This window comes from Streptomyces sp. NPDC042100 (assembly GCF_055582325.1).
Genome location: NZ_JBVJDK010000004.1, coordinates 427,797 through 450,390 on the forward strand (window position 1 = coordinate 427,797; position 22,594 = coordinate 450,390).

The window sequence follows — 22,594 nt, forward strand, 5'->3', positions numbered from 1 at the left end:
TCACGTGGGCGACCTCCTGGGCTTCGTGCTGAGCGGGCTGGTCTCCGGGGCGCTGTACGCGCTGCTCGCGACCGGCCTCGTGCTCTCCTCCGCCGCCTCCGGCCTCTTCAACTTCGCGCACGGCGCCACCGCCTACCTGTGCGCGCTGGCCTTCTACGAGCTCCACTCCGGCTTCGGCTGGCCCGCCGTCCCCACCGCCCTGCTGCTCGTCCTCGGTGTCGCGCCCGCGCTCGGCTGGGCGCTGGACCGGCTGATGTTCCGCAAGCTCGCCACGGTCGGCGAAACCGCGCGGATCACGGCGACCATCGGCCTGCTGGTCGCGCTCCCCGCCGCCGGACTGTGGGCGGTGGAGCTGCTGGAGCGGGCCGGGGCACCCGTCAGACCGGCCGAGAACCAGTTCGGGCTGCCCGGCGTCGGCCCCAGCCCGGCCGTCTCCTGGCAGCCCTTCGCGGGCCTCGGCGTCGACGGGGTCGGCGTCGACTCCGACCAGCTGATCACCTGGCTGGTGACGGCGGCGGTCGCGGCCGGACTGTGGGTGCTGCTGCGCCGCACCCGGCTCGGGCTGCGGCTGCGCGCCACCGTCGACAACCGCTCCCTCGCCGAGCTGCGGGGCGTGGACGCCGACCGGCTCTCCTCCGTCGCCTGGATGCTCTCCTCCGCCCTCGCCGGGCTCGCCGGGGTGCTCGCCACCCCGCTGCTCGGGCTCTCCGCGCACGACTACACCCTCTTCCTCTTCGTCTCGGCGACCGCGGCGGTCCTCGGCCGCTTCACCTCCGTACCGCTCGCGTTCGCGGGCGGGCTGGCGCTGGGCGTGGTGCAGAACCTGGTGGCCGGGTACGCGAGTTTCGCCGAGGGACTGACCGGCTTCCGCACGGCGGTGCCGTTCCTCATCCTGTTCGCCGGACTCGTGCTGCTGGCCCGCCGGGAGCGGGCCGCCGGCACCGCCGCCGCCGACCCGCCGCCCGACGACCGGCTCGCGGGGCTCGGCCCGCTGCGCCGCTGGGGGCCGTGGGCGCTCGCCGGGGCGCTGCTGTGCACGGCCTTCTACACCGTCACCACCCCGTTCTGGAGCGGGATCCTCGCCCAGGGCCTCGCCGTCGGCCTGGTCTTCCTCTCCTTCACCGTCGTCACCGGGCTCGGCGCGATGGTCTCGCTCGCCCAGGCCACGTTCGTCACCGGAGCCGCGCTCGTCGCCGGGCTGCTGATGAGCCGAGGCTGGCCGTTCGCCGCCGCCGCGCTCGCGGGCACGGCGGTCGCCGCCCTGCTCGGCGCCGTGGTGGCGCTGCCCGCGCTGCGCCTCGGCGGACGCTCGCTGGCCCTGGCCACGCTCGCCCTCGCCTTCCTCGCCGACCAGGTCCTCTTCCAGTTCGGGTGGCTGCGCAACGGCGACACCGGCTGGGAGATCCCGCGCCCGGTCCTCGGCCCGCTCGACCTGACCGACGACCGGGCGATGGGCGTCGCCCTGGTGGTGCTGAGCGCCCTCGGCGTCGCCGGGCTCACCCGGCTGCGGAACTCCCGCCGCGGCCGGGCCATGCTCGCGGTCCGCTCCGCCCCGGCCGCCGCCGCGGCCTCGGGGGTGTCGGTGGTGCGTACCAAACTGCTGGTGTTCACGGTCTCGGCGGCCCTCGCCGGCTTCGGCGGCGTGCTCTACGCCTCGTACAACACCCGGATCACCGCCACCGACTTCCCGGCCATGACGGGCCTGGTGTGGCTGGCGGTGGCGGTCGCCGCCGGGGTGCGGCGCCCGCAGTACGCGGTGCTCGCGGGCCTGGTGTACGCGGTGGCCCCGCAGTTCCTCGCCGGGTACGTGACCGAGTCGGCCCACCTCCCCGTCGTGCTGTTCGGCCTCGCCGGTCTCGCCCTCGCCAACGACCCCGACGGCTACGCGGCGGCCCTCCCCGCCCGCTGGGCCGCCCGCCGGGCGAAGGCCGCCGCGCGGGCCTCGGCCACGACCGGCCCCGCCCCGGTCCCGCCGCCCCGGCCCGCCGCCCTGGAGCTCACCGCCGTACACGCCGGCCACGGCGGCGGCGCGGACGTGCTGCACGGGGTGGACCTGCTGGTGCGCCCCGGCGAGATCGTCGCCGTGCTCGGGGCCAACGGCGCCGGGAAGTCCACCCTGTGCCGGGTCGCCGGGGGCCTCCTCGCGGCCCGGAGCGGTGCCGTCCGGATCGACGGCGCCGAGGCGGGCGGGGACGGCGCCGTCGCCCGCGCCCGGCGCGGGGTGCGGCTCGCGCCCGAGGGGCGGGGCATCTTCGCGGGCCTGTCCATCGAGGAGAACCTGGCCCTCCAGCTCCCCGAGGCGGCCGACCGCGAGGCCGTCTACACCCGCTTCCCCGGGCTGGCCGCCCGCCGCACCGTGCCCGCCGGCTCGCTCTCCGGCGGCGAGCAGCAACTGCTGGCCCTCGCCCCGCTGCTCCAGCGGCCGCCCGCCGTCCTCGTCGCCGACGAACCCTCCCTCGGGCTCGCGCCCCGGATCGTCGACGAGGTCTTCCAGCTCCTCGCCGAACTCCGCTCCCGGGGCACCGCGCTGCTCCTCGTCGAGGAGAAGGCCGCCGAGGCGCTGGGCCTCGCGGACACCGTCGCCTATCTGGCCGAGGGCCGGATCGTGTGGTGCGGGCCGCGCGCCGAGGCCGACGCCGACCGGCTCGCCGACGCCTACCTGGGAATGGGGGCCCGCGCATGAGCGGGAACGCGCTGCTCGACGCCCGGGGCATCGGGGTCCGCTTCGGCGGGGTCCGCGCGCTCGACGACGTGGCCGTCACCGTCCGCCCCGGCGAGATCTGCGGCCTCATCGGCCCCAACGGGGCGGGCAAGACCACCCTCTTCGACGTGCTGTCGGGCATCCGCCGCCCGGACCGCGGCCGGATCCTCCTCGACGGTACGGACATCTCGCGCCGCTCCCCCGTGTGGCGGGCCCGGCACGGGGTGCGGCGCACCTTCCAGCGCCAGCAGCTCTTCGGCCAGCTGACGGTGACGGACAACCTGGTGGTCGCCCAGGAGTGGCGCCGGGGCCCGCTGCCGGCCCGCCGCTCGCGCGCCGCCGAGGTGCTGCGCTCCTGCGGCCTCGACGCGCTGGCCGGGGCGTACGCGGGCGCGCTGCCGGTCGGGCAGGCCCGGATGGCCGAGCTGGCGCGGGCGCTGGCCGACCCGCCCCGGCTGCTCCTGCTGGACGAGCCCGCCTCCGGCATGTCCGCCGGGGAACGCGGCCGGCTCGCCGCCGTGGTGCGGCACATGGCCGAGGAGGAGGGGTGCGCGGTGCTGCTCGTGGAGCACCACGTCTCCTTCGTGATGGAGCTGTGCGCCCGGGTCGTGGTCCTCGACCTCGGGCGGGTCCTCGCCGAGGGTCCGGCCGAGCGGGTGCGGGCGGACCCCCGGGTGCGGGCCGCCTATCTGGGGACGGCCGGGGAGGGCCCCGGCACTGCGGAATGAGATCGGCGCGCGGATCGTTGAAGCTGACACCGGAAATGTGACGCCGGGGACGCGGCACCGGACATGCGACACCGGCGGCGCGCCACCGGCAACGGACCACAACGTAAGGATCGACCGCTCGTGAGCACGGACAGCAAGGTCCCCTTCCTCACCCTCAACAACGGCGTGCGGATGCCGCAGCTCGGCTTCGGCGTCTGGCAGGTGCCGGACGCGGAGGCCGAGCAGGCCGTCGGCACGGCCCTGGAGGCGGGCTACCGCTCCATCGACACCGCCGCCATCTACGGCAACGAGGCCGGCACCGGCAAGGCCCTCGCCGCCTCGGGGCTCCCCCGCGAGGAGCTCTTCGTCACCACCAAGCTGTGGAACAGCGAGCAGGGCTACGACTCCACCCTGCGCGCCTTCGACGACTCCCTGGCCAAGCTGGGCCTGGACCACGTCGACCTGTACCTGATCCACTGGCCGGTGCCGAACAAGGACGCGTACGTCGACACGTACCGCGCCTTCGAGAAGATCCTGGCCGACGGGCGCGCCCGCGCCATCGGCGTCTCCAACTTCCACGCCGAGCACCTGGAGCGCCTGATCGGCGAGACCTCGGTGGTGCCGGCGGTCAACCAGGTCGAGCTGCACCCGCAGCTCCAGCAGACCGCGCTGCGCGCCGTGCACGAGCGGTACGGCATCGCGACCGAGGCGTGGTCCCCGCTGGGCCAGGGCCGGGGGCTGCTCGACGTCCCGGCGATCGTGGCCATCGCCCGCAAGCACGCCCGTACGCCCGCCCAGGTGGTGCTGCGCTGGCACATCCAGGTGGGCAACGTGGTGATCCCGAAGTCGGTGACCCCGTCCCGCATCGCCGAGAACATCGACGTCTTCGGCTTCGAGCTCGACGCCGAGGACCTCGCGGGCCTCGCCGCCCTCGACGAGGGCCGCCGACTGGGCCCGGACCCGGCCGAGTTCCACGTCGGAGCCTGACCGGATGCGGGTCGCGGAGGGGGTCTACCGGGTGCGGAACGTGGCCAGCGGGCTGCTCCTGGAGGTGTTCGAGGGCTCGACGCGCGGCGGGGCGCCGGTGCGGCAGGGCCTGGACCGGGGAGGTCCGGGCCAGCACTGGCACATCGCGCCGGTCCCGAACGGCGGCGGCCTGTACCACCTGGTGAACGTGGCCGGGGGCAAGCGCCTGGACGTGAAGGGCGCCTCGACCGAGAACGGCGCGGCGATCCAGCAGTGGAAGCCGAACAACTTCGGTGCCCAGGAGTGGACCATCGAGGAGGACCTCCAGTCGCCGGGCACGGTGGCGCTGGTCAGCTTCGTCAGCGGGCTGCTCCTGGAGGTGGCGGAGGGCTCGACGGAGGACGGCGCCGCCGTCCGGCAGTGGGAGGACACCGACTCCCCGGCGCAGTGGTGGCGCCTGGAGCCGGTGTCCTGAGCGCTCCCGGGCCCGTGCGGCCCGGGACGCTCAGCCGTCCTTGCGTCCGGTGTGGACGGTACGGGCGGAGAGCAGGAACAGGTCGGCCCGGCGGTGCAGCGAGAGCGGGTCGGCCGGGTCGAGGAGCCGGTCGAGGGCCGCGCGGTCGTCGTCGGCGAGGCTCCCGGCCAGCCCCTCGCGCTGCCGCTCGTAGTGCGCGACGATCTGGCCGCGTACGGCGTCCGGCAGCGGCGCGGGGATGTCGGAGAGGAAGCTGCGGGTGCCGCTCGGGGTCAGGCCCGCGCCGGTGAGCAGCGCGTTCCAGTCGTCCCTCTCGTCCTTGGCGTCGGGCAGCGAGGCCCGCATGGCGCCGAACCAGTCGGCCGCGGCGGCGTCGATCCGGGCCTCCAGGCCCGGCCGGCCGACCCCCGCGTTCCACGGCAGGTGGCGGGCCGGCAGCCCGCCCTCGGCGAGGGCGATGAGCCCGCCGGGGTTCAGCACCTTGGCGAAGGCGGTGAGCGCGGCCTGCTGGTCGCCGATGTGGTGCAGGGAGTGGCTGGCCCAGATCAGGTCGGCGGTGCCGAGGCTGTCGAAGTCGGCGGGGAGTTCGGCGCGCAGGGTGCTGACCCGGCCGCCGAGCCCTCGGGCCTCGGCGCGCTCGGCGGCCAGGGCGAGGAGCGCGGGGGTCGCGTCGACGGCGACGACCTCCGCCTCCGGGAAGGCCTCGGCGAGCAGGGCGGTGACGACGCCGGGGCCGCTGCCGAAGTCCAGGACCCGGCGGACCCGCCCGGCGGGGGCGAGCCCGGCGAGCCAGGCGGCGGCCTCGGTGTAGAGGGGGCTCGCGGTCTCGGCCTGCACGGTGAGGAGCGGGGCGAGCTCGGCCCAGTCGAGGTCGGTGTGGTCGTGGGAGTGGGCGTGGCCGGTGCCGGTGCCGTGGGCGTGGCCGGTGCCGTGGGCGTGGGCGTCGGTCCCGCCGGGGGCCTCGCCGTGCGCCGCGCCGTGGCCGTGCCGGTGTCCGTCGTGGAGGTCGTGTGCGCTCATGGGGACAGCGTGCGCCGCCGCTGCCGGAAGCGCGAGGAAACTTGCCGTTCCGGCAAGCGCAGGTTTCAGTCCCGGGCGTTCCGGTACTCCTGCGGGCTCATGCCCCGGGCCCGTTTGAAGGCGGCGCTCAGCGCGAAGGCACCGCCGTAGCCGACCTGGCGGGCGACGGCCTCGACGGTCGCGTCGGTGCGCCGCAGCAGGTCGGCGGCGAGGTCGATGCGGCGGCCGGTGAGGTACGCCATCGGCGGCTTCCCCACCAGCTCGGTGAAGCGGCGGGCGAGCGCGGCGCGGGAGACGCCGGCCTTCTCGGCGAGCGAGGCGACGGTCCAGGGGTGGGCCGGGTCCCGCTGGAGCAGCCGCAGCGCGCGCCCGACCACCGGGTCGCCCATCGCCCGGTACCAGCCGGGCGCCTCGGCGCCGGGCCGGGCGAACCAGGCGCGGACGGCGGCGATCAGGAGCAGGTCGAGGACCCGGTCGAGGACGACGCTCTGGCCGGGTTCGTCGCGGGAGACCTCCTCCTCCAGGAAGGGCGTGAGCGGGCAGTTCCAGACCTCGGCGGGCAGGTGGAGCAGGCCCGGCAGCGCGTCGAGGAGCCGGCGGTCGACCTCGCCGGCGAGCTGGTAGGTGCCGACGAGCACGCCGGTGCCGCCGTCGCGGGCGTTGCCCCAGGTCCGGACGCCCAGGCTCATCGACTCGGCGAGCGGCTCGCCGCCGAGGGTGGCGCAGGCGCCGCCGGGGCCGATGACGGCGGTCGGCGGGGCGTCGGGGGCGTGGGCGACGGTGTACGGGACGGGGCCTCGGGCGACGGCGATGTCGCCGGGGCGCAGCAGCACGGGCGGGCCGCCGTCGGGCACGATCCACGCCTCGCCGGAGGTGACGCACATCAGGCAGAGCGGGGCCCGGTCCTCGATCCGTACGGACCAGGGCGGGTCCATCACCATGCGCAGGATGAAGGCGCCCCGGGCCCTCGGCCCGTCGAGCAGTCCGGCGAGTGCGTCCATGGCGGCCAGCGTAGACGCACGCGTATGCGGGCGAGCCGATGGAGCATGGGAACGCGGCGGCCGGGGCGCGAGGGTGGAGCCATGACGAACTCATCGAACGACACGCGGGAATCGACGCCGGCCACGACCTCCGGGGCCCCGGCCCCGACCGTCCTGGTGACGGCCGCGACCGGGAAGACCGGGAGCCGGGTGGCGCGGCGGCTGGCGGAGCACGGGGCGGCGGTGCGCGCCGGCTCGCGGGCGGGGACCACCCGCTTCGACTGGGCGGACCCGGCGACCTGGGGCCCCGCCCTGGAAGGCGCGGACGCCGCGTACGTGAACTACTACCCGGACCTCGCCGCGCCGGGCGCCGCCGAGGCGCTGCGGGAGTTCGGCGAGCTGGCGGTGGCGCGCGGGGTGCGGCGGGTGACGCTGCTGTCCGGGCGGGGCGAGCCCGAGGCGGTGGCGGCGGAGGAGGCGCTGCGGGCCTCGGGGATCGAACTGGGCGTGGTGCGCGCCGCGTTCTTCACGCAGAACTTCGACGAGGGGCTGTTCGCGGAGGGGGTCGCGGCGGGCACGCTCGCGTTCCCGGCGGGCGGTACGGCGGAGCCGTTCGTGGACGCGGACGACCTCGCGGACGTGATCGTGGCGACGCTGCTGCGGGACGAGCACGCGGGCCGGGTCCACGACGTGACCGGGCCGAGGGCGCTGACCTTCGCCGAGGTGGCGGCGGAGCTCTCCCGGGCCGCCGGGCACGAGGTGGTGTACGTGCCGGTGAGCGAGCGGGAGTACGCGGAGCTGCTGACCGGGTTCGGGCTGCCGGAGCCGGAGGCGGTGTGGCTGTCGGGCCTGTTCACGGCCCTGCTCGACGGGCGCAACACGGCGGTGACGGACGGGGTGAAGCGCGTCCTCGGGCGGGACCCGGTCGACTTCACGGCGTACGCGGAGGGGGCGTTCGGGAAGCGGGCGTGAGGGGCGGCGCGGGCGGCGGCCCCGTGTCACGTCCCGTAGCGCGCCGCCAGCGTCCGTACCGTCGCCGCGATCCGGTCCCGGAGCTCCTCAGGGCCGAGGACCTCCACCTCCTCGCCGAGGGCGAGCAGGAGGCCGAGGGCGTGGTCGGGGGACTCCACGGGCAGGGCGGCGCGGGTCCAGCCGTCGGGCTCGGGAGAGCCGGTCGCGGCGAGCGCCCGGGCGGCGGCCCCGGTGAGGCGGGCGGCACCGCGCGGGGAGATCCGCACGAGCGCCTCGCCCCGGTGCAGCCGGGCGTGGAAGTCCGCCTGGCTGGCCCGCCAGTGGGCGGCCAGGTCGAAGCCCTCGGGGACGACGGCCTCCTCGTCGGTGGCGGTGAGGGAGAGGATCTGGTCCACCCGGTAGGTGCGCGGGCCGGGCCCGGCGACCAGGTACCAGCGGCCCGCCTTCAGCACCAGGCCGTACGGGGCGAGCCGCCGGTCCACCTCGCTGGGCTCCCGCCAGCGCCGGTAGCGGACGGCGAGCACCCGTCCGGTGCGCAGGGCCTCGGCGACCTCGGGCAGGAACGGGGCCTCGGTCTCCTCCGCGTACCAGCCGGCGGCGTCGATGTGGAAGCGGGTCCGCAGCCGGTCGACGTGCTCGCGCAGCGGTGCCGGAAGGGCGGCGCGCAGCTTCAGGTGGGCGTCGGCGAAGTGCCCGCCGAGGCCCAGGCCGTCGGCGGCGACGGGCAGTCCGGCGAGGACGAGGGCCTCGGCCTCGCGGGCGAACAGGCCGGTGAGCCGGGAGCGGTGCCCTTCGAGCAGCCGGTAGCCGCCGCGGTGCCCGGCGTCCCCGTACAGCGGGACCCCGGCGGCGGCCAGGGCCTCGACGTCCCGGTAGACGGTGCGGACCGAGACCTCCAGCTCCTCGGCGAGGCGGGCGGCCGTCAGGGTGCCCCGGGTCTGGAGCAGCAGGAGGATCGACAAGAGCCGGCTGGACTTCACTGACACAAGGTGTCAGTGAAGTCCTCGTACGGTCCAGCCATGGCTTTCGAGGAGAAGTACCTGTTCGCCCTGGAGCCGGTCGAGATCGCCGGCCGGCACGTCAAGCGCTACCACGTGACGGCCGATCCGGCCGGGATCGAACCGGAGGTGGCCCGGGCGGCGTACGCGCTGCTGCCGGAGCTGCTGCCGGAGCCGGACGGCACCCCCGCGGCGGCGTTCACGGTGCTGCACCGGGGCGGCGACACGGGCGCGTACCTGAACGCGTACAGCTGGGTGTGGGACAACGTGCTGCACTTCGGCGGGGCGGCGGCGGGCCAGCCCGCGCTGGACTGCCCGGACACCGACCCGGCGCACTTCGTGCGGCTGGCGCCGGGGGCGCGGAACTGGATCGGCTGCGTGTGGGAGCTGCCGCCGATCGGGCACGAACGGGACGCCTGGGTGCGGCACATGCTGGCCCCCGACCGCCCGGACCTGGCGGGCTACCTGGCGGACGCGCTGCCTTCGGGGACGACGGGGCTCGGCCCGGCCGGGCGCTTCACGAAGGAGGCCAGCCGGTAGGAGGGTTCGGGGCGGGGGCGGTCCTGGCCGGGAAGGGCGGCGAGGGCCGCCGCGAGCAGGTCCACGGTCGCGGGGGTGCCGTGGAACCAGGAGGCGTAGTAGCCCCGCCGCAGCTTCCCGGCGGTCCCGCGCGGGGTGGCGCCCTGCCCGTGGCCGGTGAAGCGGGTGACGGGCCCGGGGGCCAGGCCGTGGGCGGCGGCGTGCCCGGTCACGGCGCCCGCCGCGTCGCGGGCCGCCTCGGGGGCGGCGCGGTGCGGGCGCAGCAGGGCGTCGACGTCGCTGCCGACGTCGTGGGCGGCGTCCTTGTCGACGGTGGTGACGAACACGCCGCCGGGGCGCAGCACCCGGGCCGCCTCGGCGATGATCTCCGCCGCGAAGGGCACCAGGTGGAGCAGCCAGACCGCGCTGACGGCGTCCACGGAGGCGTCCGGCAGCGGCAGCGCGCGGGCGTCGGCGCGCACCGCGCGGCCCGGCAGGCGTCCGGCGGCGGTGCGCAGCATGGCGTGCGCGGTGTCGGCCCCGTACACGGCGAGGCCGGGCCGGGCCAGGCGGGCGGTGACGAGGCCGGTGCCGCAGGCGACGTCGACGAGCGTGCGGGTGCCGGGCGGCAGGAGCCGCAGCACGGCGGCCGAGGCGGCCTCCGCGCGCGGCACCCCGCCGCGGGTCTCGTCGTAACGCGCGGCCTCGGCCTCGTAGTCGAGCACGGTATCCCCCATGGGCCCGATCGTACGGGCGGGTGCCGGCCCGGGGCTCAGCGGGCGCCGTGCCCCGGGGCCACCGCCTCGACGCGGTCGGCGAGGGCGAAGTCCTTCTCGGTGACGCCGCCCGCGGTGTGGGTGTGCACGGTCAGCGCGACGCTGTCGTAACCGAGCGTCAGATCGCTGTGATGGTCGAGCTCCTGCTGGATCGAGGCCACGTGGACGACGAGGGCGGTGGCGGCGAAGTGGTCGGCGAGCCGGTAGGTGCGGGTGATCCGGTCGCCGGCGAGGGACCAGCCGGGAAGCTCCCGCAGGCGGTCCTCGATCTCCTTCTGCGACAGGGGCTGTGTGGGCATGTGCTGCTCCCTCCGGTCGGGTTCCGCGGTGACCGGGCGGTCACCGGGAGAAGGTACCCGGGTCGACCTCTGGGATACCGTCTGGGCATGACGACTGTCGCGAGCGACACGGGTGTGGGACCGCTGCTGCGCGGCTGGCGCGAGCGCCGGCGGCTGAGCCAGCTGGAGCTGGCGCTGCGGGCGGATTCGTCGGCGCGGCACATCTCCTTCGTGGAGACCGGGCGTTCGCGGCCGAGCGAGGAGATGGTCCTGCGCCTCGCCGAGCACCTGGAGGTGCCGGTCCGGGACCGCAACGCCCTGCTGCTCGCGGCGGGTTACGCGCCGAGGTTCACCGAGTCGACGATGGACGCGCCGCTCCTGGACACGCTGCGCGAGGGCATCGGGGCGCTGCTGACGGGCTACGAGCCGTATCCGGCGCTGGTCGTGGACGGCTCGTACACGGTGGTGGCGGCCAACGAGGGCATCGGGATGCTGCTGGCGGGGCTGCCGGAGCACCTGCTGACGCCGCCGCTGAACGCCATGCGGATCACCCTGCACCCGGAGGGGCTGGCCCCGCGCATCCGCAATCTGCGCGAGTGGCGGGGGCACCTGCTGCACCAGATGGAGCGTCAGATCGCGCTGGTGCGCTCGGAGTCGCTGCGGGCGCTGTACGAGGAGGTGGCCGCCTATCCGGTGCCGGAGGGCACGGGCGATCCGGAGGACCGGGAGGACCCGGAGCCGTACCCGTACTTCGCGCTGCCGCTGCGGATCGAGCACGACGGGCGGGTGCTGTCGTTCGTGTCGTCGATCTCGACGTTCAACACGCCGCTGGACGTGACCGTCGCCGAGCTGGCCATCGAGACCTTCCTCCCGGCCGACCCGGAGACGGTCGCCTACCTCCGGTCGCTCAAGGGGTAGCGGTCGCCCGCAGCGCGCCCCACTGGAGGGCCGCGAAACCGGCCACGGTGCCCGCCTGCACGAGGGTCCAGACCGCGCCCGCGGTGGTGGGCTCCAGCCAGGCGAGCAGCGCGACGACACTGAGCGCGCTCCACAGCAGGTTGGCGTCGACGACGGCCTTCACGCCGGGCACCGGCGGCTGCGGGCGGCTCGCCAGCCAGGCCACCCCGCCCGCGTACGCGGTGAGGAACGCCCCGAGCCCGAGGAGCAGACCTCGGCCGACGCCGAGGAGCTCCGCCAGCGGCCCGGAGGCGGCGAGGTAGGCGATCCCGTTGGCGCCGGTGACGAGGGCGTCGAGGCCGAGGAAGCGGCGCACCATGGACCTCGGCTGGGTGGTGCGGGAGAGTCCGGCGAGCAGGGTCTGGGACATGGCGGATCACGCTCCTGGAAAGGCGTCTCGTACGGGATCGGGGCCGGCCCCCGGACGGAGTGCGCCGCCCGGGACCCGGTGCTCACGAGCATCGCGGAGGCGGCGGTGGGGGTCGATTACGCGCGAGGTAATGCCGGACGCTGTAAGGTGCCCGCCTGGACGGCCGATGGCCGAAATCATGTGCTACGCAAGGGGGATGCGGTGGCCGGCAGAGAACGGGCGCGCATGGTCGCGGCCGGGGACGATCACAAGGTGACACCAGCCGAGCTCTTCTTCGACCTGGTCTTCGTCTACGCCATCACGCAGGTGACGGCCCTGATGGCGGCCCAGCCGACGCCGGTGCGGGTGGTCGGCGCGATGGCGGTGCTGGCGCTGCTGTGGTGGTGCTGGTCGGCCTTCGCCTGGCTGGGCAATGTCGTACGGGCCGACTCCGGTGCCCTGTTCGCGGTGCTGGTCACCGTGATGACCGTGGTGTTCGTGGTCTCGCTCGCGGTCCCGGAGGTCTTCGCGGACGCCCCGGGCGGGCTGCCCGCGCCGCTGGTGTTCGTGGTCTGCTACGGCCTGGTGCGGGTGCTGCACCTGGTCTCGTACTGGGTGTCGAGCCCCGGCGACACGGCGCTGCGGGCCACCCTGCGGCGGACGGCGCTGCTGTCGGTGGCGCCGCCGTCCGTGCTGCTGCTCGCCGGCTGCGCGTACGACGGGACGCCGAGGCTGGTGCTGTGGCTGAGCGCGGTCGCCGTGGACTACGGCGGGATCTACGTCACCGGCTCCTCCGGCTGGCGGGTCAACTCCCCCGGGCACTTCGCCGAGCGGCACGGCCTGATCGTGATCATCGCGCTCGGCGAGTCGATCGTGGCGATGGGCGTCGGCATGGCCGGTTTCCCGCTGACGGTCACGGTCGTCGGGGCCTCGGCGGCGGGGCTGCTGCTCGCCGCCGCGCTGTGGGCGCTGTACTTCCGGCGCTTCGGCGAGCCCGCCGAGCACCGGCTCGGGACGCTCGACGGGGACGAGCGCACCCGCTTCGCCCGGGACGTCTACACCTTCCTGCACCTGCCGCTGGTGGCGGGCGTGGTGCTGACGGCGCTCGGCATGAAGAAGGTGCTCACCCAGATCGCCGACACCGGCCACCACGGCCTCGGCGAGCCGCTGCACGGCACCGTGGCCTGGTCGCTGACGGGCGGCGTCGGCGTCTTCCTGCTCGGCGCCTCGGCGATCACGCTGCGCTCCTCGGGCCGCCGCCCGACGGCCCTGCTCGTCGGCGGCGTCTGCTGCCTGGCGGCGGGCCCCCTGGTCGCCCTGCTCCCGGCGCTGCTGGCGCTGGCGCTGCTCACGGCCGGGGTGACGGGCCTCGCGGCGGCCGGCGGACGGCGCCCGGCGCTGTCCGGCCCGGCCCCGGAACCGGCGGGCGGAACACCCGCCGAGGGGACACCGGCGGCGGCATAGCGGCGTCGGCCGCCCGCGTGGAGGAACCGTGGCGCGGGGCGGCCGGTGGGCGGAGCGATCGCCCAAGGACCCGCGGGCCCACGGGTGGCCGGGGCCGGGCGTCGGCACACTGACCCCATGTCACCCACAGCCACCAAGACCACCAAGGCCGCCGGCACGCCCACCCTCATAGGCTCGGTCCGGCGCGCGCTCCGGCTGCTCCAGGCGGTCGCCGAGCACGGCGAGGTCACCGCCAAGCGCCTGTCCCGGATGACGGACCTGCCGCTGCCGACCACGTACCACCTGCTGCGGACCCTGGTCCACGACGGCTATCTGCACCACGAGCACGGGGCGTTCCGGCTCGGTCCGGCCGCGCCGGGGCTCTCGGGGCGGCCGGACGGCCCCGGGCCGCTGCTGCCCGAGTGGCTGCGGCTGCTCCGCGACGAGCTGGACGCGCCGGTGTACTGCGGGGCCCTGGAGGGCGGCGAGGTGCGGCTGGTGGCGTTCGCGGACAGCCCGGAGCGGCCCGCCGCCGAGGAGTGGACCGCCTTCCGGGTCAGTGCCCACGCCCACGCGCTGGGCCAGTGCCTGCTCGCCCAGCTCGACGCGCCGGCCCGCCGGGAGTACCTGGCGCGGCGGCCGGTGACCCGGCTGACCCCGCGCACGGTCCGCGACGAGGACGCGCTGATGCGGCGGCTCGCGCGGATCCGGCGGGGCGCGGCGGTGCACGAGGTGGAGGAGTACGCGCTGGGCACGGTCTGCGCGGCGGTGCCGGTCTCGGTCGGCGGGGCGGTGGCCGCGGTGGGCTTCTCGCTGCCGGTGGCCGAGGCGGAGCGGCTGCGGCCGACCGCGGCCCGGCTCCAGGAGCGGCTGGAACGGGCCCTGGCCGCCCAGTCGTTCACGGTCGGGCCGTAGCTCAGTAGGCGGCCCCGCGCTGTCCGATGTGGGCGCGCAGCCGGTCGGTGTCGGCCTCCGTCCAGCCCGGGGGCGGGACGACGGCCGCCCAGCCGTCGACCGCTCCGGTGCCGTAGCGGTGGCCGTGCGGGGCCTGTACCCCGTAGGAGACGGCCATGTCGACGGAGGTCTGCCAGAAGGCGACGAAGGGGAACCAGTCGATCTCCGGGGTGATGTCGGGGCCGAGGGGTTCGTCGAGCCAGGCGGGCCGTTCCAGGAGGAGGTCGGGCGACCACCAGACGACCGGGTCGGAGGCGTTCTGGAGGTAGACGGCGCGCGGGAACTCCCAGCGGGCCGGCGGCCGCTCCAGGTCGGTGCCGGGGAACTGGGCGAAGCGGTAGTGCGCCCCGTCCTCGTACTGGGGGCGCCAGACCGGACTGCCGGGGTCGCGGTCACGGCGGATCTCGCGGGAGACCGGGGAGAAGTTCGGCGCGCCGAGCAGCAGGGCGCCGTCGGTGCCGTCGAGCAGGGCCTCGGCGTTGCCGAAGGACGCCTCTACGGCGTAGGCGCCGAGGCTCTCGCCGGTGACGACGAGCTTGGGGCGCCGGTCGGCGGGGAGCTCGTCGATCCGGGCGCGGACGGCGTCGAGCAGGGCCCGGGTGGCCTGGCCGGCCTTCTCCTTGTCGACCAGGAAGGAGACCCAGCTGGGCAGGTAGGAGTACTGGACGGCGACGATCGCGGTGTCGCCGCCGTACATGTACTCCAGGGGTTCGGTGACGTTGGGGTTGACCCAGCCGGTGCCGGTGGTGCCGGCGACGGCGAGGACCCGGCGGCCGAAGGCGCCGGCCCGGTCGAGCTCACGGACGGCGAGGCGGGCCTGGGCGTCGAAGGGCCCGGCGTCCTGGAAGGCGGGCGGCGGCATGGAGGGGACGTAGACGCGCACGGGGTCGCGGGCGGGCCGCCCGCTCCAGGCGGCGATGCGCTCGCGGGTGGGCACCGAGCCGGTGAAGTTGCGCCCCTGGTAGCCGAGGTCCCCCCAGCGGATCAGCGAGCCGGGGCCGCCGGAGACATGGCGGGAGGCGGGGCGGTGGATGCCCTCGTGGGTGTCGCCGTTGGTGCTCGCGGCGATCCGGTCGGCGAGGTCGACGACGCCCCGGTCGAAGACGACGTCGCGGACGCCGACGAGGACGGCGAGGGCGGTGAGCAGGGCGCCGAGGGCGTACGCGACGGGCCGGGGCAGCAGTCTGCCGAGCAGCCGGATCAGCTTGCGGGCGCCGAGCCGGACGGCGCGGGCGAGCAGCAGCAGCGCCAGCCAGAGGAGGATCGCGATGAGCGCGATCACGGGGGTGTGCCAGGTCAGCGAGGGCGGGAGTTCCTGGAGCACGCGGAGCCGGCGCTGCGTCCGGGCGCTCTCGGCGACGAGCCAGAGGGTGAGGAGCGGGAGGAGCAGCCAGTACGCCTGCCAGAGCCGGGCCCGGGTCCGCTCGGCGGGGCGCCAGGGTATGAGGGCGCGGGCGAGCCAGGAGACGGCGGCGCCGAGCGCGTAGCCGATGGCGGCGGTGATGCCGCCGACGACGCCCTGGAGGTACCAGGGGCGGGGCACCAGGGAGGGGCTGAGGGAGGCCCAGAAGAAGAAGGTCGCCCAGCAGAGCGCGATGAGGTCGGGCCAGTGCCGGGCGGTGTAGGGGCGGCGGACGGCGGCACGGAGCCGGGCGGGTCCGGCGGACCGATCGGATGCGGTGGGCTGCCGGTCGGTCGAGGTCATCGGTTCAGCCTCGTACACCGTACGGCCATCCGCAAATCGGCCCGCCGGGGCGGATTCCGGGCCGGGTCCTGGGAGGGCCCGGAGGCGGCCCGGGAGCAGCCCGGGCCCGGCCCGGGGAGGGCCCTGGGAGGGCCCGGGGAGGGCCCTGGGAGGGCCCGGGGAGGGCCCGGGGAGGGCCGGAAGCGGCCCGGGGAGGGGTCAGTCCGCCTGGCGTTCCGGTTCGACGGCCGGCTCCTGGGCGGCGCGGAGCGGGCGGCCTTCCGGTTCGCGTTCCGGTTCGGGGCGGTGGCGGTCGTAGCGCTCCTGGCGGGCGGCCTCGGCGCGCAGCAGCGCGTTGAGCACGGCGAAGGGGTCGACGGGCATGACGGAGCTCCTTGCGGTGGGGTGAGGGGTGCGGAGAGGCCGGGCCTCTCAGCACCGCATCACCGCCGACCGGGGCGCGTCGTCACGGGGGTGCGGTACGGCGACGGGGGCGGGCGCGGGCGCGGCGGCGGGCACCGCCCGGCGCACGGCGCGGGGCGGGGCCGGGCGGCGTGCGCCTCGGGCGGGGGTGCTCGCCTCCTGCTCGGCGAGGTCGTGGACCTCGGCGGCGGGTTCGGCGGAGGTGCCGACCGCGCGCTGTTCCGCTCCGGCCGTCCCGGCGAGGGCTCCTCCGGTCCCGAGCAGCGCGGCGAGCACGAGCAGCACCGCGACGGCGAACCGCCGGGCCCGCCCGGCGGGAACGCCGGGGTGCGCGGGGAGGGACCTCATGGAGATCCGTCCTGCCCCGTCGGGGCGGCCCCGAGCCGTCCGGGGCGGCACGATCCCCCGGTCGGCCTACGCCCGGGAGCCGGAATTCACCGCACCGGCGGGCGCGCGCCGGGGCGCGTCGGCGCGTGCGGTCAGGATCCGGCGGGCCGGTCGGCTCCGGCGCGCGCGGCGCGGCCACGGCGCGCGGCCATCACCGCGTACACGAGGACGCCCACGAAGAGGAAGAGGACGCCCTGGTAGACGGCAGCGTAGCCGGAGCCCGCGACCAGCCAGAGGGAGAAGCCGAAGGCGGCGACGGCGAGGACGGCGTCGCGGACGAGGCGCGGTCGGGAGACCTTCTCGCCCTGCCCGGAGAGCAGGAAGTAGATCTGGGCGGCGGTGGAGAGGAGGTAGGGGACGGTGGCGGTGAAGGTGGTGACGAGCACCAGGACCTCGAAGACGCCCTGGGTGCCGGCCGTGTAGTTGTAGACGGTCAGCAGCGAGGCGAGGACGACGGCCACGAGGACGCCGACGGTGGGCACCCCGCGCCGCTTGACGGCGAAGGCCTTCGGGAAGAGACCGTCGCGGGCGGCGGCGTAGGGCGCCTGGGCGCTGAGCAGGGTCCAGCCGTTGAGCGCGCCGGCCATGGAGACCAGGGCCATGCAGGCGACGGCGGCGCCGCCCCAGGAGCCGCCGAACATGACGTCCACGGCGTCGGAGAAGGGCGCGGTGGAGGTGATCAGCTTGTCGTGGGCGACGGTGCCGAAGACGGCGACGGTGCCGAGCAGGTAGAGGGCGGCGGCGCCGAGGGTGCCGAGGACGGTGGCGCGGCCGACGTTGCGGCGCGGGTCGCGGACCTCGCCGGCGCTGACGGCGGCGGACTCGACGCCGAGGTAGCTGAAGAGCAGGATCGCGGCGGAGGCGGAGACCGCGCCGAGGGCGCTGGAGTCGCCGGCGTGGAAGGGGCCGAGCCTGGAGCTGTCGAAGAAGAAGAGTCCGCCGACGGCGACCAGCAGCAGCGGGACGAACTTGAGCACGGTCGCGACGAGCTGCACGGCGCCGACGTACCGGGTGCCGGCCAGGTTGGCCAGCGCGGGCAGCCACTGCAGGAGCAGCGCGGCGGCGATGGTGGCGGCGGTGGACTCGTGGATCGGCACGAGGTGGTCGAGGTAGCCGACGGCGGCGACGGCCAGGGCGGCGTTGGAGACCCAGGTGGTGATCCAGTACGACCAGGCGGCGAGGAAGCCGGCGAAGTCGCCGAACGCGGCGCGGGCGTAGACGTAGGGGCCGCCGGTCTGCGGGTGGCGGTGGGCGAGCCGGCCGAAGACCAGGGCGAGGGCGAGGGCGCCCAGGGTGAGGATGCCGAAGGCGACCAGGCTGATGGTGCCGTACGGGGCCACGGAGGCGGGGAGCAGGAAGATGCCGCCGCCGATGATGTTGCCCGCGACGAGGGCGGTGGCGACCGGGAGGCCGAAGCCGCGGGCGGGCTTGCCGGGAGCCGGCTCGCCGGGGGCGGGCTGCGCGGGCGCGCCGGGGGCCTCCCCCTCGGGCCGGTGCGCGGGCCGGGGCTCCGGGTCGGCGGTGTCGCGGCGGGTGTGGGGGGTGGCCGTGCTCATGGGGGGTGGTGCGCCTCTCGTCGTGCAAACGCGTCCATCGTCCGCCTGCCGAGACGCCGTTCCAAATCACCCGCTTTTGTCCTGTACGGCCGGGCCATCGACCGGAAGAAACGCTTCCGCATCGCCGCCGGGCGGCGAAATCTCCAGCGGCACCTGCGGCCCCCGCGACCCCTCGCTCTCCCGCAGCCAGCCCCGCAGCACCCGGTGCACCCGCTCGGCGCCCACGATCTCCCCGGGCGGATCGGTCAGCTCACGCGGCCACAGCAGGAAGGGGCGCCCCTGCTCGCCGCCGAGCCCGCCGTGGGAGCCGATCTGCTCCTCGAAGGCGTGCACGGTGCCCGTCGCCGGGTCGTACATCGAGTTGACCATGATGTCGGCGACGTGCGGGAAGCCGTCCGTGCGCCGCACCGCGTCCGCCGCGCCGGGACCGAAGACCGCGAGCGGCCCGGCGTCGGCGTCGCTCAGCTCCGCCAGCGGGACCTCGACGCCGCCCCGGGCCAGCACCACCGAGCCGTGCTCCTCGCTCGCCACCAGCAGGAAGCCGATCCCGGGGTGCTCGGCCAGGGTGCGCAGCAGCGCCGGGTGGAGGCGGTCGATCTCCTCGCGGGTCATCCGGTGCGGCACGCCCGGGAACGAGACCAGGCCCAGGTTCCCCGAGGCCAGCACCACCGGCTCGGAGGCGCGGGCGGCCGCGGCGGCGGCCGCCTCCGCCGCCTCCCGGCCCCACTCGGCCGTCTCGTCCGGGGAGCGGTGCAGGGCGCCGCGCAGCGCGTCGCGGGCCGCGTCCCGGGCCTCCGAGCCGCCGGACTCCGGCTCCGGGTGGCCCCAGCGGGTCCGCCGCACCCGGCGCGGCACCGGCAGCCCGCAGCCGGCCCGGACCAGCTCGCGCAGGCTCAGCCCGTACGCGCCCGCGAAGGTCTCCCCCGGGCTCTGCCCGTGGTCGGAGAGCAGCACGATCCGGTACGGGCGGGGCGCGTGCTCGGCGACCCGGGCGATCAGCGCCAGCGCGCGGTCCAGCCGCCGGAGCACCTGGTCGGTGTCGGGGCCGTGCGGCCCCGAGTGGTGGGCGACCTCGTCGTAGGCGACCAGGTCGGCGTAGACCGCGGTCCGGCCGGCCAGCATGTCGCCCATCACGGCGGCGACCACCACGTCCCGCTCGATCACCGTGGCGAAGGCGCGCACCAGGGGGTAGAGGCCGCCCCGGGAGACCCGGGGGGTGCGGCGGCGCAGCCGGGCCCGGGTCGACTGGGCGATCTCGCGGAACGCCTCGGTGACGAAGGAGCCGGCGGTGCGGACGGCGTTGGCGGGGTCGGAGAAGTAGGCGAAGTAGCCGGACCGCGAGCGGTTGCGGCGGCCCCGGCGGGCGGCCACCGACAGGACCAGGGCGAGCTGGTCGGCGCCGCCGCTGAACAGGTTGCCCCGGGAGGCCCCGTCGTAGGTGAGCAGCCCGCCGTCGCCGGTGCGCTCGACCGCGCGGCGCTGGAGTTCGACGGCGCTGGCGGGCCGGTTGGAGACCATCAGCCGGCCGGTGTCCTTCTCGTACCAGCGGAAGGCGGGCACGTCCTCGTTGGAGCCGTGCAGGATGCCGAGCTGGCTGGCGCCGGTCTGGCTGGACCAGTCGGTGCGCCAGGCGGCGACCCGGTGGCTGGTGGCGAGCCACTCGCCGACGGTGGGCATCAGCCCGTCGGCGACGGCGTCCTTCAGGACCCGGTGGCCGACGCCGTCGAGCTGGAGGAAGACGGTGCCGGGCACCGGCTCGGGCCCCCGGGCGAGCCTCGGCCGCTTGCGGTCGGCGAGCCGGTGGAGGCGCCGCCGGTAGGCGTCGTCGTCGCGCACGGCGAGCGCGGTGGAGGTGGCCGAGGCGACCGCCGACATCACCGCGGCGACCAGGACGGCGGTCTGGGGCGCCACGGTGCCGCGCCCGTCGGGCGTCAGCCACAGCGCGACGAGCAGCAGCGAGCCGTTGAGGAAGAACACCAGCAGGCCGAGGACCAGCGCCGGTACGAGCAGCAGCGCCCGCACGATGACCGGCCACACCAGGGCGCCGAGCACACCGAAGGCCCCGGCGCCGAGGGCGGCGGTGTACGCGATGGTGGTGAGGCTGTCGCCGTCGCGGGACTGGAGCTGGAAGTCGGGCAGCGCGGCGGCGAGCACGAGCAGGGTGAGCGTGGAGACCGCCCACACCGTGACCACCCGCATCACGGTCCGGCCCGCGCTCCGCCAGCGGACGGGGGACTGCGCTCGCCGTTCGCCCACGCCTGGTACACCTTTCGCCCGTTTCCTGCCCCAAGCGTGGCACAACGGCCACCGCGCGCGGGTCGGCCGGGAAGGAGCTTGTGTGTCAGGTCCGGGCCCGGCGCCGCGCGGCGGCGGCGCCCGCACAGCCCTTCAGCAGCCGTCGTACCCGGCGGTGGGCATGGACATCCGCCGGTGCACCCAGGCCTTCATCGACGCGTCGTAGGACGGTTCGTCGAGCCCCGCCGTCTCCAGGCGCACCCCGCGCCGCTCGCACTCGGCGAAGAACGCCGGCACGTCGGTCAGGGCGCGGGCCAGCACGCGCTCGTTCGGCGCGACGAAGAGGTCCACGGTCCCCGCGTCCACGTCCGCCCACAGCGCCTCGTGGTCGGGCCGGATGCCGTAGAACAGCAGCCGCCTCGCCACCACGTACCCCTTGTCGACGGCCCAGCGCGCGCACATCGCGTGCTGGCTGCGGGTGTCGACCAGGAAGGGATCTTCGTCGAGCTCTTCGAGCGGGGTGAGGCTGGCGATCGCCGCCACCCGAACGTCGTCCATGGGGCGACCCTACTGCGTCCCCGGACCCCCGAGGAGATCTTCCGCGCGCCCGCGCCGCGCGGCCCGCCGCGGACCGGTCACACCGGCGGCACCGGACATCTACCCTCGTTACGGAAGGACGGAAGGCCCGAAGGACGGAAGGCCCGGCGGCGAGCGGCGGCCGGGGGCGGGAGCGGGAGCGGACGAGGAAGGACGGGGTGCCGGTGGAGGTCACCTGGTGGGGTCATGCCACCTGCACGGTCGAGGACTCCGGAGTGCGGTTCCTGACGGACCCGGTCTTCACCCGCCGCCTCGCCCACCTGCGCCGGCGGCGCGGCGCGCTCCCCCCGCCGGAGGCCGCCCGTGCCGAGGCGGTGCTCGTCTCGCACCTGCACGCCGACCACCTCCACCTGCCCTCGCTGGCCCTGCTCGCCCCCGGCACCCGGGTGCTGGTGCCCATGGGCGCGCCCCGCGCGGTGCCCGCGCTGCGGCGGCTCGACGCGCGCGGGCTGCGGCTCACCGAGCTGGCGCCCGGCGACGCGGTGGACGTCGAGGGCGTGACCGTACGGGCCGTCCCGGCACTGCACGACGGGCGGCGGCTGCCGGTCGGCCCGCACCGCTCCCCCGCGCTCGGTTACGTGGTCGAGGGCGAGGCCCGCACCTACTTCGCCGGGGACACCGGACTGTTCGACGCGATGGCGGAGGCCGTCGGGCCCGTGGACGTGGCGCTGCTGCCCGTCGGCGGCTGGGGCCCGTACCTCGGCCACGGACACCTGGACGCGGGCCGGGCCGCCGAGGCGCTCGCCGCGCTGTCGCCCGCCGCGGCGGTGCCGGTGCACTACGGCACGTACTGGCCGATCGGCATGGACGCGGTCCGCCCGCACGAGTTCCACGCGCCGGGCGGCGAGTTCGTCCGGCACGCGGCCCGGCTGGCGCCCAAGGTGGCGGTGCACCTGCTCGGGCACGGCGAGCGGGTCCGCCCGGAGGTCGCCCGGTGATCGACCGGATCCTGACGGCGGTGCGCGAGCTGCCGCCGGAGTCGACCCAGCAGGCCGTCGGCTACCCCTCGCTGTTCCTGCTGGTGGCGCTCGGCGCGCTGGTGCCCGTGGTGCCGACCGGGGCGATCGTGAGCTCGGCGGCGGTGGTCGCCTTCCACCAGACCGCGCCGCTCGCCCTGCTGTACGTCTTCCTGGTGGCGGCGGGCGCCGCCTTCCTCGGCGACCTCGCCCTGTACTGGCTCGGGCAGCGCGGGGTGCGCTCCCGCAACGGCTCGCGGTGGCTGGCGGCGCTGCGCGGCCGGGTGACCCCGGAGCGGCTGGCGCAGGCGCAGGAGCGGCTGGAGACCCACCAGGTGCCGGTGCTGGTGCTGTCGCGGCTGGTGCCGGCCGGCCGGATCCCGGTGATGCTGGCCTGCCTGCTCGCCGGGATGCCGCTGCGCCGCTTCGCCCGGGGCGACCTGCCGGCCTGTCTGGCGTGGGCGGCGACGTACCAGCTCATCGGCATCCTGGGCGGCTCGCTCTTCCCCGAACCGTGGGAGGGCGTGGTGGCGGCGGTCGCCCTGACGGTGCTGCTCGGCGCGGCGCCCGCGCTGTGGCGGCGGCTGCGGGGGCGGGGCGGGGGCGACGGGAAGCCGTCGACGCCCGGCGGGACACCCGCCCCGAAGGGCTGACCGCCCGG

At 76.2% G+C, this 22,594-nt stretch carries 23 protein-coding genes; 11 read left to right on the top strand and 12 right to left on the bottom strand.

The genetic code is table 11. The annotated features are described in order from the left end of the window. The first annotated feature begins 4 nt into the window (after positions 1–4). The 4 genes from ACZ6J5_RS11865 (at position 5) to ACZ6J5_RS11880 (ending at position 4,849) form a co-directional block, all read left to right on the top strand. Positions 5–2,683, top strand: coding sequence for an ABC transporter permease subunit (locus tag ACZ6J5_RS11865; RefSeq protein ID WP_469390310.1), 2,679 nt, complete (start codon positions 5–7; stop codon positions 2,681–2,683). Next, complete coding sequence (locus ACZ6J5_RS11870) at positions 2,680–3,429, top strand: ABC transporter ATP-binding protein (RefSeq protein ID WP_469390312.1); 750 nt, start codon at positions 2,680–2,682, stop codon at positions 3,427–3,429. Before ACZ6J5_RS11865 ends, ACZ6J5_RS11870 begins: the two co-directional genes overlap by 4 nt. 171 nt (positions 3,430–3,600) lie before the next feature. Further along, positions 3,601–4,395, top strand: a complete 795-nt coding sequence (locus tag ACZ6J5_RS11875; RefSeq protein ID WP_469390543.1) for an aldo/keto reductase — start codon at positions 3,601–3,603, stop codon at positions 4,393–4,395. A gap of 4 nt (positions 4,396–4,399) precedes the next feature. Then, positions 4,400–4,849 carry an RICIN domain-containing protein gene (locus ACZ6J5_RS11880; RefSeq protein WP_469390314.1) on the top strand — a complete coding sequence of 150 codons (450 nt, stop codon included), beginning with the start codon at positions 4,400–4,402 and terminating at the stop codon, positions 4,847–4,849. Positions 4,850–4,879: 30 nt separating this feature from the next. Here ACZ6J5_RS11880 and ACZ6J5_RS11885 read toward each other — a convergent pair whose 3' ends face one another. Continuing rightward, positions 4,880–5,869 (bottom strand): class I SAM-dependent methyltransferase, encoded by a 990-nt coding sequence (locus tag ACZ6J5_RS11885; RefSeq protein ID WP_469390316.1) that lies wholly within the window; start codon positions 5,867–5,869, stop codon positions 4,880–4,882. Between the two features lie 65 nt (positions 5,870–5,934). Beyond that, positions 5,935–6,870, bottom strand: a complete 936-nt coding sequence (locus ACZ6J5_RS11890; protein ID WP_469390318.1) for an AraC family transcriptional regulator — start codon at positions 6,868–6,870, stop codon at positions 5,935–5,937. Between the two features lie 81 nt (positions 6,871–6,951). On the opposite strand from ACZ6J5_RS11890, the gene ACZ6J5_RS11895 reads away from it, so the two are divergent. Next, on the top strand, positions 6,952–7,821 hold the full coding sequence (locus ACZ6J5_RS11895) for a Rossmann-fold NAD(P)-binding domain-containing protein (RefSeq protein WP_469390320.1): 870 nt from the start codon (positions 6,952–6,954) through the stop codon (positions 7,819–7,821). Between the two features lie 26 nt (positions 7,822–7,847). On the opposite strand, the gene ACZ6J5_RS11900 is transcribed toward ACZ6J5_RS11895, so the two are convergent. Beyond that, on the bottom strand, positions 7,848–8,801 hold the full coding sequence (locus ACZ6J5_RS11900) for a helix-turn-helix transcriptional regulator (protein WP_469390322.1): 954 nt from the start codon (positions 8,799–8,801) through the stop codon (positions 7,848–7,850). Positions 8,802–8,840: 39 nt separating this feature from the next. Here ACZ6J5_RS11900 and ACZ6J5_RS11905 point away from each other — a divergent pair, with 39 nt between their 5' ends. Beyond that, on the top strand, positions 8,841–9,359 hold the full coding sequence (locus ACZ6J5_RS11905; protein ID WP_469390323.1) for a hypothetical protein: 519 nt from the start codon (positions 8,841–8,843) through the stop codon (positions 9,357–9,359). Here the strand turns inward: ACZ6J5_RS11905 and ACZ6J5_RS11910 are convergent. After that, entirely contained in the window at positions 9,281–10,075 is a 795-nt protein-coding gene (locus ACZ6J5_RS11910; RefSeq protein ID WP_469390325.1) for a class I SAM-dependent methyltransferase, read from the bottom strand. The genes ACZ6J5_RS11905 and ACZ6J5_RS11910 overlap by 79 nt on opposite strands. Before the next feature lie 35 nt (positions 10,076–10,110). Beyond that, positions 10,111–10,413: a 4a-hydroxytetrahydrobiopterin dehydratase gene (locus tag ACZ6J5_RS11915; RefSeq protein ID WP_469390327.1), complete on the bottom strand. Its 303-nt coding sequence runs from the start codon at positions 10,411–10,413 to the stop codon at positions 10,111–10,113. 87 nt (positions 10,414–10,500) lie between these two features. Here ACZ6J5_RS11915 and ACZ6J5_RS11920 point away from each other — a divergent pair, with 87 nt between their 5' ends. Continuing rightward, positions 10,501–11,310, top strand: coding sequence for a helix-turn-helix domain-containing protein (locus ACZ6J5_RS11920; protein ID WP_469390329.1), 810 nt, complete (start codon positions 10,501–10,503; stop codon positions 11,308–11,310). Here the strand turns inward: ACZ6J5_RS11920 and ACZ6J5_RS11925 are convergent. After that, positions 11,300–11,719: a hypothetical protein gene (locus ACZ6J5_RS11925; protein ID WP_469390330.1), complete on the bottom strand. Its 420-nt coding sequence runs from the start codon at positions 11,717–11,719 to the stop codon at positions 11,300–11,302. The two genes, ACZ6J5_RS11920 and ACZ6J5_RS11925, sit on opposite strands and share 11 nt — an antisense overlap. 252 nt (positions 11,720–11,971) lie before the next feature. Between ACZ6J5_RS11925 and ACZ6J5_RS11930 the strand changes: the two genes are divergently transcribed. Then, entirely contained in the window at positions 11,972–13,162 is a 1,191-nt protein-coding gene (locus ACZ6J5_RS11930) for a low temperature requirement protein A (protein WP_469390332.1), read from the top strand. A gap of 117 nt (positions 13,163–13,279) precedes the next feature. Continuing rightward, positions 13,280–14,056, top strand: coding sequence for an IclR family transcriptional regulator (locus ACZ6J5_RS11935; RefSeq protein ID WP_469390334.1), 777 nt, complete (start codon positions 13,280–13,282; stop codon positions 14,054–14,056). A gap of 1 nt (position 14,057) precedes the next feature. On the opposite strand, the gene ACZ6J5_RS11940 is transcribed toward ACZ6J5_RS11935, so the two are convergent. The 6 genes from ACZ6J5_RS11940 to ACZ6J5_RS11965 form a co-directional block, all read right to left on the bottom strand. Next, on the bottom strand, positions 14,058–15,800 hold the full coding sequence (locus tag ACZ6J5_RS11940; RefSeq protein ID WP_469390336.1) for an alpha/beta hydrolase: 1,743 nt from the start codon (positions 15,798–15,800) through the stop codon (positions 14,058–14,060). A 198-nt stretch (positions 15,801–15,998) separates the two neighbouring features. Beyond that, positions 15,999–16,163 carry a hypothetical protein gene (locus ACZ6J5_RS11945; RefSeq protein WP_469390338.1) on the bottom strand — a complete coding sequence of 55 codons (165 nt, stop codon included), beginning with the start codon at positions 16,161–16,163 and terminating at the stop codon, positions 15,999–16,001. A 48-nt stretch (positions 16,164–16,211) separates the two neighbouring features. Next, the gene (locus ACZ6J5_RS11950) at positions 16,212–16,550 is read right to left on the bottom strand and encodes a hypothetical protein (protein ID WP_469390340.1); all 339 of its coding nucleotides are present in this window, start codon (positions 16,548–16,550) and stop codon (positions 16,212–16,214) included. Positions 16,551–16,681: 131 nt separating this feature from the next. Then, positions 16,682–18,145, bottom strand: a complete 1,464-nt coding sequence (locus tag ACZ6J5_RS11955; protein ID WP_469390342.1) for an amino acid permease — start codon at positions 18,143–18,145, stop codon at positions 16,682–16,684. 66 nt (positions 18,146–18,211) lie between these two features. Beyond that, the gene (locus ACZ6J5_RS11960; RefSeq protein ID WP_469390545.1) at positions 18,212–20,344 is read right to left on the bottom strand and encodes a phage holin family protein; all 2,133 of its coding nucleotides are present in this window, start codon (positions 20,342–20,344) and stop codon (positions 18,212–18,214) included. A gap of 189 nt (positions 20,345–20,533) precedes the next feature. Continuing rightward, positions 20,534–20,938, bottom strand: coding sequence for a recombinase family protein (locus ACZ6J5_RS11965; protein WP_469390343.1), 405 nt, complete (start codon positions 20,936–20,938; stop codon positions 20,534–20,536). 197 nt (positions 20,939–21,135) lie between these two features. On the opposite strand from ACZ6J5_RS11965, the gene ACZ6J5_RS11970 reads away from it, so the two are divergent. Both ACZ6J5_RS11970 and ACZ6J5_RS11975 read left to right on the top strand, forming a co-directional pair. Then, positions 21,136–21,915, top strand: coding sequence for an MBL fold metallo-hydrolase (locus tag ACZ6J5_RS11970; RefSeq protein WP_469390345.1), 780 nt, complete (start codon positions 21,136–21,138; stop codon positions 21,913–21,915). Then, positions 21,912–22,586, top strand: coding sequence for a DedA family protein (locus ACZ6J5_RS11975; protein WP_469390347.1), 675 nt, complete (start codon positions 21,912–21,914; stop codon positions 22,584–22,586). The genes ACZ6J5_RS11970 and ACZ6J5_RS11975 overlap by 4 nt, the downstream gene beginning before the upstream one ends. Positions 22,587–22,594: the final 8 nt, after the last annotated feature.

Bases quoted from the DNA above. Each gene is read 5' to 3' on its own strand.
- ACZ6J5_RS11870 (WP_469390312.1), top strand. From the start codon at position 2,680: ATGAGCGGGAACGCGCTGCTCGACGCCCGGGGCATCGGGGTCCGCTTC.
- ACZ6J5_RS11875 (WP_469390543.1), top strand. From the start codon at position 3,601: ATGCCGCAGCTCGGCTTCGGCGTCTGGCAGGTGCCGGACGCGGAGGCC.
- ACZ6J5_RS11880 (WP_469390314.1), top strand. From the start codon at position 4,400: ATGCGGGTCGCGGAGGGGGTCTACCGGGTGCGGAACGTGGCCAGCGGG.
- ACZ6J5_RS11885 (WP_469390316.1), bottom strand. From the start codon at position 5,869: ATGAGCGCACACGACCTCCACGACGGACACCGGCACGGCCACGGCGCG.
- ACZ6J5_RS11890 (WP_469390318.1), bottom strand. From the start codon at position 6,870: ATGGACGCACTCGCCGGACTGCTCGACGGGCCGAGGGCCCGGGGCGCC.
- ACZ6J5_RS11895 (WP_469390320.1), top strand. From the start codon at position 6,952: ATGACGAACTCATCGAACGACACGCGGGAATCGACGCCGGCCACGACC.
- ACZ6J5_RS11905 (WP_469390323.1), top strand. From the start codon at position 8,841: ATGGCTTTCGAGGAGAAGTACCTGTTCGCCCTGGAGCCGGTCGAGATC.
- ACZ6J5_RS11910 (WP_469390325.1), bottom strand. From the start codon at position 10,075: ATGGGGGATACCGTGCTCGACTACGAGGCCGAGGCCGCGCGTTACGAC.
- ACZ6J5_RS11915 (WP_469390327.1), bottom strand. From the start codon at position 10,413: ATGCCCACACAGCCCCTGTCGCAGAAGGAGATCGAGGACCGCCTGCGG.
- ACZ6J5_RS11920 (WP_469390329.1), top strand. From the start codon at position 10,501: ATGACGACTGTCGCGAGCGACACGGGTGTGGGACCGCTGCTGCGCGGC.
- ACZ6J5_RS11925 (WP_469390330.1), bottom strand. From the start codon at position 11,719: ATGTCCCAGACCCTGCTCGCCGGACTCTCCCGCACCACCCAGCCGAGG.
- ACZ6J5_RS11935 (WP_469390334.1), top strand. From the start codon at position 13,280: ATGTCACCCACAGCCACCAAGACCACCAAGGCCGCCGGCACGCCCACC.
- ACZ6J5_RS11940 (WP_469390336.1), bottom strand. From the start codon at position 15,800: ATGACCTCGACCGACCGGCAGCCCACCGCATCCGATCGGTCCGCCGGA.
- ACZ6J5_RS11945 (WP_469390338.1), bottom strand. From the start codon at position 16,163: ATGCCCGTCGACCCCTTCGCCGTGCTCAACGCGCTGCTGCGCGCCGAG.
- ACZ6J5_RS11950 (WP_469390340.1), bottom strand. From the start codon at position 16,550: ATGAGGTCCCTCCCCGCGCACCCCGGCGTTCCCGCCGGGCGGGCCCGG.
- ACZ6J5_RS11955 (WP_469390342.1), bottom strand. From the start codon at position 18,145: ATGAGCACGGCCACCCCCCACACCCGCCGCGACACCGCCGACCCGGAG.
- ACZ6J5_RS11960 (WP_469390545.1), bottom strand. From the start codon at position 20,344: ATGCGGGTGGTCACGGTGTGGGCGGTCTCCACGCTCACCCTGCTCGTG.
- ACZ6J5_RS11965 (WP_469390343.1), bottom strand. From the start codon at position 20,938: ATGGACGACGTTCGGGTGGCGGCGATCGCCAGCCTCACCCCGCTCGAA.